Annotated in this window: 10 protein-coding genes; all 10 read right to left on the reverse strand. The window is 57.2% G+C overall.

What is annotated here, in order from left to right:
* Nucleotides 1-43: 43 nt before the first annotated feature.
* The 10 genes from ACWPM9_RS17660 to ACWPM9_RS17705 all read right to left on the reverse strand — a co-directional run bounded on the left by ACWPM9_RS17660 (nt 44) and on the right by ACWPM9_RS17705 (nt 11,866).
* The gene (locus tag ACWPM9_RS17660) at nt 44-610 is read right to left on the reverse strand and encodes a transglycosylase SLT domain-containing protein (protein WP_428186486.1); all 567 of its coding nucleotides are present in this window, start codon (nt 608-610) and stop codon (nt 44-46) included.
* A complete protein-coding gene (locus tag ACWPM9_RS17665) occupies nt 549-2,075 on the reverse strand; it encodes a flagellar hook-length control protein FliK (protein ID WP_484756001.1) in 1,527 nt (508 codons plus the stop codon). The genes ACWPM9_RS17660 and ACWPM9_RS17665 overlap by 62 nt, the downstream gene beginning before the upstream one ends.
* Nucleotide 2,076: 1 nt before the next feature.
* Nucleotides 2,077-3,354, reverse strand: coding sequence for a chemotaxis protein MotC (motC, locus tag ACWPM9_RS17670; RefSeq protein ID WP_484756002.1), 1,278 nt, complete (start codon nt 3,352-3,354; stop codon nt 2,077-2,079).
* A gap of 5 nt (nt 3,355-3,359) precedes the next feature.
* A complete protein-coding gene (locus tag ACWPM9_RS17675) occupies nt 3,360-4,733 on the reverse strand; it encodes a MotB family protein (RefSeq protein WP_484756003.1) in 1,374 nt (457 codons plus the stop codon).
* Nucleotides 4,730-5,377 carry a GTPase gene (locus tag ACWPM9_RS17680; RefSeq protein ID WP_428185953.1) on the reverse strand — a complete coding sequence of 216 codons (648 nt, stop codon included), beginning with the start codon at nt 5,375-5,377 and terminating at the stop codon, nt 4,730-4,732. Before ACWPM9_RS17680 ends, ACWPM9_RS17675 begins: the two co-directional genes overlap by 4 nt.
* Nucleotides 5,378-5,693: 316 nt before the next feature.
* Nucleotides 5,694-6,656, reverse strand: coding sequence for a flagellin N-terminal helical domain-containing protein (locus tag ACWPM9_RS17685; protein ID WP_428185954.1), 963 nt, complete (start codon nt 6,654-6,656; stop codon nt 5,694-5,696).
* 316 nt (nt 6,657-6,972) lie between these two features.
* Complete coding sequence (locus ACWPM9_RS17690; protein WP_428185955.1) at nt 6,973-7,938, reverse strand: flagellin N-terminal helical domain-containing protein; 966 nt, start codon at nt 7,936-7,938, stop codon at nt 6,973-6,975.
* Nucleotides 7,939-8,453: 515 nt separating this feature from the next.
* Entirely contained in the window at nt 8,454-9,407 is a 954-nt protein-coding gene (locus tag ACWPM9_RS17695; protein ID WP_428185956.1) for a flagellin N-terminal helical domain-containing protein, read from the reverse strand.
* Between the two features lie 274 nt (nt 9,408-9,681).
* Nucleotides 9,682-10,647, reverse strand: coding sequence for a flagellin N-terminal helical domain-containing protein (locus ACWPM9_RS17700; RefSeq protein ID WP_428185957.1), 966 nt, complete (start codon nt 10,645-10,647; stop codon nt 9,682-9,684).
* Between the two features lie 253 nt (nt 10,648-10,900).
* A complete protein-coding gene (locus ACWPM9_RS17705; protein ID WP_428185958.1) occupies nt 10,901-11,866 on the reverse strand; it encodes a flagellin N-terminal helical domain-containing protein in 966 nt (321 codons plus the stop codon).
* Nucleotides 11,867-12,108 lie beyond the last annotated feature (242 nt).

The raw sequence follows: 12,108 nt of genomic DNA on the forward strand, positions 1-12,108 counted from the left end.
GTCGAAATGTGCGTGGTCACGCGCGACCTACAACCTGCAATTGCTATTCACCGCAAAATTTTCGCGCTGGCGGAGTCCAGTTTCCGTAGCCGGTTGCGACCAAATTGCTGATCACCCTGCATACATAGCGCTTCTGAGCGGGGTCGTTATCCGGTCCGGCGTGGTATCTTGCTACCGCCATGGTCCATGTCTCGTGACGCTTGTGCAGCTGATTGAGAAACTTTGCGGCATATTCGACGTTGGCGCGGGGCTCAAACATGGCAGAAACGGATGCGAAATTCTCGCCATGATAATGCTGATTGATCTGCATGCAACCGACATCGATAAGCTTGGCGCCCTTGTGTTTCGCATTGTCGAAGACCCGCAAGGCCTCATCGCGTGAGGCCATGAAGACCGCGCGCCCGTCGATATTCATGGCGAAAGGCTGAAGGGAACCCTTGCGGCCAGTCTCGGTGAGACCGACAGAGTAGAGTATCCCTTCGGGGATGCCGTATTTCGCCGCAGCTGCCTGAATTTCGCGTTCGCAGGCGCCCGTGGAGGCTTGCGCGTCAGATATAGACGTGATCAGGGCGAGCGCCGCCAGCGTTGCCAGAAGCAGTCGTGGCAGCATTGGTGTCATCGCTCGTCATCCCAGTTCTGTTGGTTACATCCACGTCACCGGACGTGCGCTGTTCGCCCGACTGGCCACCGCCAGCAAAGCTCGACTGATTGTTGCCGCCCTGCGCAGACGCCTGCTGGCCTGCTTGCTGCTGGGCATTGTTCTGGCCGCTATCGGCGGCGCTGCGATCCGGCGTGCTGGCCATCGTGATCTGCACGTTGTCGACAGCGAAACCATGGGAGCGAAGCGCCTTCATGAGCTCGCCGTGATCGTCGTTCAGGCTCTTGAGGGCCGCACTGTTTTCGACCGTCAGATGGATGGTCAGCGCCTCGCCGGAGAGCCTGAGTGTGGCCGTCACCTGACCGAGATCGATCGGATGCAGCTGAATCTTGAGGGTATTGACCACATTGCCGGTGCTGGACTGGCTTGCCGCATTGGCGAGCTCCGAGCCCGGCTGCATGGCGCTCGACCAATCCGGATTACCGGTGAGAGCGCCGGTGACATTGGCGAGATTGGAGGTGGAGGCCGGTGCAAGATAGCGTCTGGCGTCGACCACGGTAATATTCTGAGTGCCCTCACTGCCCGCCTGGGCTGCCTCGGCACGCGCCCGGCCATCAGCGCCGGCGCCAATCGACAGGATCAGCGGCTGACCCTTGCCGTCGGCGCGCGCAAAGCGGAAATTACGTCCGCCAGTGTCTGCTGTATCCGCTGTCGTGTCGTCAGCAGACAAGGACGCCGTATCCGCATCCACAGAGACTTGCCGGCCTTCACCGGACTTTGCCGTGACGGCGTCAACCTTCTGGTCGCTATTGTCACTGCCGCGCATGGCGTGGCGGGCAGCCTGGCTGCCCTGGGCGCCGGCGGCCGCGGCCACCTCCGCGCCTCCTGCCAAAAGGCTGAGCACATCTTCCAGCCCGTTTGCATTTTCGTCGTCGGTTTCGCCCGCCTTCTTGTCGCGGCTGCCGGACTTGTTGGTACCTTCAGCCGCGGCTGTGGCAGCGCCGTCTTGCGTCAACAGTGTGTCATAGGCGTTCTTCGTGCCGCTTGCAGCGCTGCGCTGCTTGCCATCGGCCTTGCTGTTTTCCTGCGCGACCGCCTCGTCGCCATTGCCTGCAAGCTGTTCGGCTTCGCCGCTTGCCGAAGCCTTGGCATGGCGCGTATTGCTGAAACTGGCGTGACCGCGAATGTCTATGATCGGCTTGTTCGACGTTCCACGACCCGAGTTGCCGAGTTCGTCAGTTTCGCCCTCGGCCGCCTGGTCAAGATTGCCATTGCCGCCTGCGCCATTGTCGCTACCGGGCTTGGCCAGGGAGCTGTTCTCATCGCTTGCAGACGACGACTTCTGGCTCTTGCTGCCGGCATCGGACAGTGCGTTGGAAAAGCCGCCTGCGTCCTCGCTCCGGTCGCTTCTGCTACCGGACGCGCGCCCGGCCGCATCAGAACTTTGAACTCTCGCTGGAATGCCAGGATCAATCATCTTAGTTGCCTTCTTCTGCGAGCAAGCTATCGATCTCATCGAGCTTGGAACGCCCTTTGGTCACAAATGTCTTGAATTCGGGATCAACATTCGGAGCTTCGATATCCGGTGCCTTTGCAGCAACTGCCTGCGGTGCAGCAAGCGTTGGATCCTGCAATGGCGCTTCCCCCTCAGCGACCACCTCCTCCGATGACAATGGTCTATCACCATCGGCTTGTGTGAGGCTTTCTGGAACGGGCGGGCGCAACACTTCTCGCGCCACCATTTCGGCGGCGCTGCGCAAGGCGCGGTCCGACGGTGTCAACATGGAATCCGGGATCGCGCTGATGGACTTGATGACATCGCCCACTTCGGCGGTGGAAATGTCGGCAACGCCACCGTAGAGCTTGGCAAGGGCCGCCAGATTGTCGTTCGCCTCGCCGGAGATCGACGACGCCTTTTCGGCGGCCAGCCCGGCCAGCTCCGTATTGCCATCAATTGCGGCCTTGCGCGCAATGCGCAAATAGACTTCGCGCTGACGATCGGCATCCATGAAGCCGAGGGTGGCCAGGATATCGCTCTCGCTCAGTTCTTCATAATGATCCGCCGCGAGCTGAACGAAGAGATCGGCGAACTGGCTTGCATAGGGCGAGTGCAGGAAGCGACGGGCATAGCGCTGGGAGTATCCCAGTGCCTTGTCGACCATGTTGGCCTCGACCGCGACGGCAAGCGACCGTCGCAGCGCCGCCTCCTCGATAATGGTGCCAGGCGCCGTCAGGCGCGCCCAGTCATAAAACTCCAGCGCCTTGGCGGGCTCGGTCGTGACAGTCACATTTCCCGCGACCAGCGCCAGGTAGGGTCCCATGCGGCTGTTCTTGTACTCGACCGCGATATCGGCCAGCGTCTTGGCAATCAACGCGCCCTTGCCGCTGAGATATTTGCGTAATGCATCACTTACGCGACTATCGAAATTGCCGTTGATGTCGTGGGCGGTCAGATATTCCAGAGTGGCCGGGTTTCCGCCGCTCATGGCATAGATCAGGGCCGCATCGACATTGCGGACTTCGTCGAATGCGGACGGGTCCGAATCGCGCAGCCTCTTGTCGATCGTACCCAGCATGAAACGCTGCATGTCCGTTGCCGAATGGTCGCCAACGACGACCGAATCCTGAACGAACTGCAATGACCGCAGCATCTTGTAGGGTTCAAGCGTATCCATATCGACGGCGCGCGCCGGCTGGGCTGCAAAGAACCCAATGGCGGCGGTGGCAGTCAGAACCTTTAGCCTGGCAAATGCCATAAGACCTATCCCCGATCGGCGCTCGACGGCTGATCAGACTCGATCAGGATTTCGATACGACGGTTGGCGTCCGCCAATGGATCATCGGGCACCTGCAAGCGACGATCGGCAAAGCCGGAAACCTGCGCAATGCGATTCTCCTGCAACCCGCCCCGGACCAGCATGTAATAGGCCGCATGGGCGCGATCCATGGACAGCGTCCAGTTGTCCTTGTCGCCGCCCTTGAACGGTCGTCCGTCGGTGTGACCCCGAATGATGATCCGGCCAGGGCGATCAGACAAAATCTTGCCGATTTTTTCCATGGCCAGGACCATTTCCCGGCCTGGAACAGCCGAACCGACGTTGAACATCGGACTGTCGGACTGATCGGACAGGGTGACCAGAACACCGCCTTCGGCCGGCGTGACGATCAAGCCCTCGGAAAGTTTGCCGGGAATACCGGAAATTTCCTTCTCGATCCGGCTCTTCAAATCGTCGGCGACCTTGGCAAGGGGTGCTGCATCGGTGTTGTCGGCATCTTCGGTCTTGGCGGCGACATCGACATTGTTGCCGACATCCGGATCGACCATGGCGACTTCTTGCGACTGATCCTCGGCTGGCGGCTGCTGTTCGCTTGCCTGCAACTCGGCTGCCTGTGTCTCAGCTGCTGGCTTTTCCTGCGGGACGATCTGCAACTGATCCGGCTTGGGCAGCGTCGGCTGCTGTGCAATGGCGGTCAACGGATCGGGATTCTCGGTCGCATCTGCCGGCGCTCCCGCAGGGGGCACATCGGCGCGCTTGGGACCTGGCTGGCCCTCGACATTCTGCACCTGCTGGGTCCAGAAATCGGGATCGAAGGGATCGCGATAGGCTTCGCCGCCATCGGCACCGGTCGACGGGCCGGAATCCGCTGCACCACCTTCGCCCTTGGCGCTGACATTGGCCTGCTGGCCCACTTCCTGGGCTATCTCCGCCAGAACGGAATACGGATTTTCGAAGAAGTCGGCTTCGGAATAATTGGGCTGGTCGCCGGAGGTGGCTGTCTGGTCGTCACCGGTGGCTGCGGCGGAACCGATGGTCTCGTTGTCACCCTTTTGCTTGGAACGTTCGCTCGTTTCCTGACCGTCGTCGGCCTCGACCGGCTTTTCCAATCCCTTTTCAGCCGGCTTTTCTTCCGAAAGCTGGATCGGGTTGAAATAGCTGGCGACAGAGGCCTTGGTCTCTTCATTTGCGGCGTTGACGAGCCACATCACGAGGAAGAACGCCATCATGGCCGTCATGAAGTCGGCATAGGCAATCTTCCAGGCGCCGCCATGGGCGCCATCGTGATCGCCGCCGCCGTGGCGCTTGATGATCAGGATTTCGGTCTTGCCGTGATGGTGATTTTCGCTGTCGCTCATCTTGTCACCTTCTCAAGGCTGTCGGCCCAGGCCGATATACGGGTGACAATAACCCCCTCGCCCATTTCCGCCGACAGATCGAGGTCATCGACCTCGATATGGCGCAGGATCTCTTCAGCGTCGGGAAGCGCATCTTTCAGCCGTTCGAAAAGGTTGGCGGGGCCGCGCACCACGATGGTTCCGGCATGGCCCGCGAGGATTTCCACCTCGATCAATCTGGCAAGTTCGGCGACGGCATTTTCAGCGACCTGCGCGGAAAACAGCGGTGCAAGCGCGACTGCAACCTGTTCACTGACGGACAGCGCAATGTCTGCTGTTATCTTCTTCAATCCGTCGGCTAGCGTCTCGGCCATTGCCTTGGCGTGACGCGCCTCCAACTCGGCGATACGCTCATTCTGGATGCGTTCCATTTCGGCGATGGCCGCGGAGTGGATTTCTGTCAATTCGGTCGTGGCAGCTTCATGACCCTCGGCATAGGCTTCACGGCGCTCGCGATCGATGTCGACAGGTTCCGGCTCTTCGAGCATCGGAAAGGCATCGTCCAGATCGGTGTCGCCGAACGAAAGATCGCCATCGCCAAAGCTTACAGGCGCGGTTTCCGGAACGGAGAAATCCTTCAAATAGCGCGCCAGATTCGTGTTCATAATTGCCAATCCCTGATCTCAACGGGCATGTCGGCACCGGCTTCATACCGGACTATCGAATTGTTTTTATACAATTTCTTCAAGCGACGTGCCTTCATTTGAACCCTGTTCCGCATGTCGTGGTGACACGTGCCATCGATGATCATGCGGAAATCGTGCAGTCTTCCACTGCGGACGGTAGGGGTTAAAACTTGTGCGAGGATGAATGCGCTGGACCGCGCCAGGGCAGTTGCGCGGTCCAGCTTTCCCACCTTATGCCGATGACCGGCGGCACGGCAGAATAGTTTAACTCGATACCGGCCTTTCGAGAGGCCGGTTACTTGAACAGCGTCAAGATGTTTTCGGCGTTGGTATTGGCGATCGAGAGCGACTGGATGCCGAGCTGCTGCTGGGTCTGCAGAGCCTTAAGCCTTGTCGATTCCTCATTCATGTCGGCGTCGACAAGACGTCCGACACCCTTGTCGATCACGTCCATCAACGTTGCCACGAAGGAATCCTGCAACTCGATACGCTTGGTGATCGCACCCAGTGTCGAGGCCGAGTCGGTCAACACCTGAAGGATCTCTTCAACCGCACTGATCATGCCGTCGAGTTCGTCATCGGTGGTCGCGGAGGTCAACGCGACTTCTGCACCTGCAGCCGTTGTGCTGGAGTCTGCATCGATCAGGAAGTAGGTCATTTGCGTGGTCGTGCCGGCGACATCGACATCGACGATGAAGTCCTTGGTCAGCACGCCGCGGCTGGCATCATCGATATCCACCAGCACGGATTCGGCAGTATCGAAGGCAAGCGTGGTGACAGAAACCGAACCATCGGCGGAGCGGTTGAAGGAGGCGACAATTTCCTTGGTACCGGGGGCGGCCGTGGATGTATTGTAGAGCCAGTTTTCGCCCGAGAACGACGCGGATTCCGAAATGGACTCAAGCTGAGCCTTGAGCTCGGCGAGTTCCTTGTTGATTTTCTCCTTGTCGACACCCGGTTCACGGGCAGCCACAAGCTTGGATTTGATTTCGGTCACAACCTCAACGGCCGATTCGAGACCCGTATAGGCCGTATCGGTCTTTGCGGCACCGAGACCCAATGCATCCTGCACGGTGGAGAGAGCGGAATTGTCCGACCGCATGGTCGTGGCGATGGACCAATAAGCCGCGTTATCGGCAGCGGTGCCGACGCGATAGCCCGAGGACACGCGTGCCTGGGTTTCCTGCATATTGGCGTCGATAGAACGAAGTGTTTGAAGCGCCGCCATTGCGGCGGTGTTGGTCATGATGCTGGTCATTAGTTGCCCCATGCAGTTTGCGGGACATGCCGGATTTCAAAAATTACCGACAACGAGGGAGTGCATCATGCTTATCGACCTGTTTTGCCCTGGGTCGACCCGACGTTTGTTAACGAATGGTTACTGATCATATGGTTAACAAAAGGTTAACGCAACCGGGAAGTTGGAGAAACTTCCTAATAATTCGTTAATTTTCTTAGGTTTTTTCACCTGAAAATCGTGACGACGGACGGGCAGAACGCAGAAAACCGCACCCCGGATAGCGGGGTGCGGCCTGATTGATGAAAGTGATGACGCGTGATTCGCGCCCTTACTTTTAGTTCTGGAAGAGCGACAGAATGTTTTGCGAGCTGGTGTTGGCAATCGAAAGCGCCTGAATGCCGAGCTGTTGCTGGGTCTGCAAGGCTTTGAGGCGGGTCGATTCCTCGTTCATGTCGGCATCCACCAGACGGCCGACGCCGGTTTCGATCACGTCCATCAGATCGACGGTAAATTCATCCTGCATTTCGATGCGCATCTTGGTTGCACCGAGGGTCGAGGCGGCATCGGTCATATCTTCGAGCATCGCATCGACCGCGCTCAACATGCCTTCGACCTGTTCGTCCGTCGTGGCGATGGTGAGGGTGACCTCGGTGCCCGATGTTCCCGTGCCGCCGGCATCGATCAGGAAGTAAGTGAGCGTTGTCGGGGTCGTCGTTCCGTTGTCGACAGAGGCGACATAATCCTTGGTGAGCAGACCTTGCGTCGCATCGACCGTATCGATCAGCACCGAACTTGCAGCGTTGAACTGAAGAACTTCGACCGAGATGGTTCCATCTTCGGCACGAACGAAGGAGCCAACCATTTCCTTGGTTCCCAGGGGAACTGTCGATTCATTGTAGAGCCAGTTTTCACCGGTAAAGGATGCGGATTGGGAGACCGAAGCAAGCTGCGACTTGAGCTCCTCCAGTTCCTTGTTGATTTTCGTCTTGTCCACACCCGGCTCGCGGGCGGCGACCAGCTTCGCCTTGATTTCACTGACGACGTCAACGGCGGCTTCCATGCCCGTATAGGCCGTGTCTGCTTTTGCAGCGCCAAGGCCAAGAGCGTCCTTGACGGCCGAAAGAGCCTTGTTGTCAGACCGCATGGTGGTCGCGATGGACCAGTAAGCCGCATTATCCGATGCTGTTTCAACACGGTAGCCGGAGGAGACGCGGCTCTGTGTCGTATCAAGGCTTGAGCTGATCGAGCGCAGGGTATCGAGCGCAGCAATCGCTGCAGTATTCGTCATCAAGCTTGTCATTAAACTGCCCCTTTTGACAGAAGTGTAGGAAGGGACATACCGGGTTGAGTGTACCGGCAACGATAGTGAGCGTCATGCCAGCCAGGGTCTCTTTGTTTGCCCCGGCCTATCGCTTGGCTGAGCACAGAAGACACCATTATGGTTAACGAAACCTAAATGGCTGGAAGGCTTCGTTAATTAAAGTTCAGAAAGTGCAAACGACGGTCTTGTTTCGTTAAGGTTTGCCTTGAGAAACAGATCTCGAGCGTGGCGGATTTTGGGTGAACCGCCGTCTACAGGATTGGGAAAGCCCAACACATCGACGAGTAATAGATCGCGTTGTTTCAGATACTTAAGTCAATGAAAGGCTCGCCCCGGGCGGCCAAACAGCATTCAGCGGAACCTGCGTTTAAGGTTTGATCCCTCGGCGTTTACGTCCAGCCGATTTTTTTCGTTCAACCGCAGCAAGCCACGGAAAGGCAAAGAGCCCGCTTCCCAGCAGGCTCTTCATTTTTTCACGTCTTCGATGATTTTCGTTAACGGAACAATTGCAGGACGTTCTCGGCATTCGAATTGGCAATCGACAGGGCCTGAATGCCAAGCTGCTGCTGTGTCTGCAAAGCCTTCAGCCGGGTCGATTCCTCGTTCATGTCGGCATCGACCAGCCGACCGACGCCCGTATCGATCACATCACGCAGGTCGGCAGCGAATTCGTGCTGCATGTCGATACGCTGCTTGGTGGCACCGAGGGTCGCCGCCGCATCGGTCATCTGTCCCAGCATCAATTCGAGCGAGCTGAGCATGCCTTCGACTTCATCATCTGTGGTTGCGGTTGTCAGTTCGATGACGGCACCAGTGCCGGGATTGCCCATGAGATAGTAGCTGGCGGTGGTGGTTGAGCCGTTCGATTGCTCAACATCGACGGTGTAAAATCGCGTGAGAAGTCCCTGCTGGTCGTTCTCGACGTCAATCAGAACCGAGGTCGACGCGTCGAAAGCCAGCGTTTCTATGGAAACCGTTCCATCGGCAGCGCGAACGAAGGAGCCAACCATTTCCTTAGTCCCCAATACGGCCGTCGATTCGTTGTAAAGCCAGTTCTCGCCGGAAAAGGAGGAGGATTGCGCGACAGACCGAAGCTGCGACTTGAGTTCGGTCAGTTCCTTGTCGATCTTTTCCTTGTCGACGCCTGGTTCTCGCGCGGCAACCAGCTTGGCCTTGATCTCGGTGACAACGTCGATTGCCGATTCCATTCCGGTATAGGCGGTATCGACCTTGGCAGCGCCGAGGCCGAGTGCATCCTGGACGGCCGAGATCGCCTTGTTGTCGGACCGCATGGTGGTGGCGATGGACCAGTAGGCAGCGTTATCGGATGCGGATCCGACCCGATAGCCGGACGATACCCGGCCCTGGGTTGTTTTAAGCCCCTCGTTGATCGATCGAAGGGTATCCAGAGCGGCAATTGCTCCGGCATTGGTAATAATACTCATCATCTGCCGCGTGCCCTCATCAGACAGAAATATTCAAGGACATTCCGGCGCAATATTTCCGGAGAACGGCAGCATGCATCATGCCATCAATCATTTTTCAAAATACGAAATAACCAACCTGCCGCCTTACACGTCCAGAGTAGTTGGAGAGGATTAATGCAACGCAAATTTGCATAGGCGAAAAATTGCACGATGCTGGCCTGGACCTGGATGCCATGGAAAAAGGCCCCGCCTTTCGGCGGAGCCCTTTCGACTTTGAAGATCGGACGATCTGGTCTTACTTGAACAGCGAGAGGATGTTCTCGGAGTTGGAATTGGCAATCGACAGAGCCTGAATACCGAGCTGCTGCTGTGTCTGCAGAGCCTTGAGGCGGGTCGATTCCTCGTTCATGTCGGCATCGACCAGTCGGCCAACGCCGGTATCGATCACATCCATCAGGTCGGCGGCGAACTCATCCTGCATCTCGATGCGCGTCTTGGTGGCACCGAGCGTTGCAGCGGCATCCGTCATGTCTTCTAGCATGGCGTCGACTGCGCTGACCATGCCTTCAACCTGTGCGTCGGTCGTAGCCGATGTCAGCGTGACTTCCGAGCCGGTTGCCGAGGTTGTGGAGGATGCATCGATCAGGAAGTAGGTCGCAGTCGTTGGCGTCGTCGTGCCATTGTCAACCGAGACCGTATAAGCCTTGGTCAAAAGACCAAGTCCTGCATCGTCCGTGTCGATCAAGACAGAGGTCGAGGCGTCGAATGACAATGTCTCGATGGACACCGTTGAGTCGGCAGCGCGAACGAAGGAGCCAACCATTTCCTTGGTGCCAACGGCCGTTGTGGACTCGTTGTAGAGCCAGTTCTCGCCGGAGAACGAAGCCGACTGCGAAATCGAGTTCAGCTGCGACTTCAGTTCGGTCAATTCCTTGTTGATCTTTTCCTTGTCAACGCCCGGTTCGCGAGCGGCAACGAGCTTGGCCTTGATCTCGGTGACGACGTCGACAGCGGCTTCCATACCGGTATAGGCGGTATCGACCTTGGCCGCGCCGAGGCCCAGAGCGTCCTTGACTGCCGAAATTGCCTTGTTGTCGGAGCGCATGGTTGTAGCGATCGACCAGTATGCGGCGTTATCAGATGCCGTTTCAACGCGGTAACCGGAGGATACGCGGCTCTGGGTTTCGTCCAGACCCTTGTTGATAGAGCGCAGGGTATCGAGCGCAGCGATGGCGGAAGTGTTGGTAATGATGCTAGTCATGGAAAATGCTGCCCTTTGATGACAGAAATGTATCGGGGAAATTCCGGAAAAACGTCACCGGAAAACGACAGCGCGCCTCATGCAATTAACCATTGTTTACAATTGGTTAATCCGTCGTTTTGATATCTCCATTCAATCTTATTATGGTTAACAGACCCTAAATCGGAGACAGTTTCCGGCAGAGTTTTGAAAAGAAAAAGGCCCCGCCTTTCGGCGGGGCCTCTTCTGTGCCTGGATATCCAGGTTTTCGATCTTAACGGAAGAGCGAAAGGATGTTTTCGGAGTTGGAATTGGCAATCGACAGCGACTGAATGCCGAGCTGCTGCTGTGTCTGCAGAGCCTTGAGGCGGGTCGATTCCTCATTCATGTCAGCATCGACCAGACGGCCCACACCGGTGTCGATCACGTCCATCAGGTCGGCGGCAAACTCATTCTGCATGTCGATACGCTGCTTGGTGGCACCAAGCGTCGCAGCGGCATCCGTCATGTCTTCGAGCATGGCGTCAACTGCACTGACCATACCTTCAACCTGTTCGTCGGTCGTGGCAGCGGACAATGAAACTTCAGTACCCGATGCCGCGGTCGTTGAAGAGGCATCCACCAGGAAGTAGGTCAAGGGTGTCGGTGTCGTCGTTCCGTTCTCGACGCTGACGGCATAGTCCTTGGTCAGAAGTCCAAGACCTGCATCGTCGGTGTCGATGAGGACGGAAGTCGCAGCATCGAATTCCAGCGTTTCGATGGAAACCGTGCTGTCTGACGCGCGCACGAACGAGCCAACCATTTCCTTGGTGCCAAGGGCTGTTGTCGATTCGTTGTAGAGCCAGTTTTCGCCGGAGAAAGACGCCGACTGCGAAATCGAGCTCAGCTGAGCCTTGAGTTCCGTCAGTTCCTTGTTGATCTTGGTCTTGTCCACGCCCGGTTCGCGGGCTGCAACGAGCTTGGCCTTGATCTCGGTGACAACCTCGATGGAGGCTTCCATACCGGTATAGGCGGTATCGACCTTGGCGGCGCCGAGGCCCAGAGCGTCCTGAACGGCCGAGAGGGCCTTGTTGTCGGACCGCATGGTGGTGGCGATCGACCAGTATGCGGCATTGTCCGACGCCGTTTCAACGCGGTAACCGGACGATACGCGGTTTTGAGTTTCGTTCAGGCCCTTGCTGATAGAGCGCAAGGTATCGAGCGCTGCAATTGCTGCAACGTTGGTAATGATGCTTGTCATGTTGAGACACTGCCCCTTATTGACAGAAATGATACAGGGACATTCCGGGTTATTTTCCTCCGGATGACGGTCGGGCGCTTCATGCAATTAGTCATTTTTTACAAATGATTAATCCGCCGTCTTCACCCTTCAATCTAAACACGCTAAAGTTAACGACACCTAAAATAGATCAAATTAAAATATATTTTCCGAAGAAAGTTTGGATGATCACCAAACAAAAAAAGCCCCGCCTTTCGGCGGAG

It is taken from the genome of Agrobacterium sp. H141 (assembly GCF_057158725.1).

What these genes read in the sequence shown, in the direction of transcription:
- ACWPM9_RS17700 (WP_428185957.1), bottom strand. Translation starts at nt 10,647, where the DNA reads ATGACTAGCATCATTACCAACACTTCCGCCATCGCTGCGCTCGATACC.
- ACWPM9_RS17665 (WP_484756001.1), bottom strand. Translation starts at nt 2,075, where the DNA reads ATGATTGATCCTGGCATTCCAGCGAGAGTTCAAAGTTCTGATGCGGCC.
- ACWPM9_RS17680 (WP_428185953.1), bottom strand. Translation starts at nt 5,377, where the DNA reads ATGAACACGAATCTGGCGCGCTATTTGAAGGATTTCTCCGTTCCGGAA.
- ACWPM9_RS17695 (WP_428185956.1), bottom strand. Translation starts at nt 9,407, where the DNA reads ATGATGAGTATTATTACCAATGCCGGAGCAATTGCCGCTCTGGATACC.
- ACWPM9_RS17675 (WP_484756003.1), bottom strand. Translation starts at nt 4,733, where the DNA reads ATGAGCGACAGCGAAAATCACCATCACGGCAAGACCGAAATCCTGATC.
- ACWPM9_RS17690 (WP_428185955.1), bottom strand. Translation starts at nt 7,938, where the DNA reads ATGACAAGCTTGATGACGAATACTGCAGCGATTGCTGCGCTCGATACC.
- ACWPM9_RS17685 (WP_428185954.1), bottom strand. Translation starts at nt 6,656, where the DNA reads ATGACCAGCATCATGACCAACACCGCCGCAATGGCGGCGCTTCAAACA.
- ACWPM9_RS17705 (WP_428185958.1), bottom strand. Translation starts at nt 11,866, where the DNA reads ATGACAAGCATCATTACCAACGTTGCAGCAATTGCAGCGCTCGATACC.
- motC (WP_484756002.1), bottom strand. Translation starts at nt 3,354, where the DNA reads ATGGCATTTGCCAGGCTAAAGGTTCTGACTGCCACCGCCGCCATTGGG.
- ACWPM9_RS17660 (WP_428186486.1), bottom strand. Translation starts at nt 610, where the DNA reads ATGCTGCCACGACTGCTTCTGGCAACGCTGGCGGCGCTCGCCCTGATC.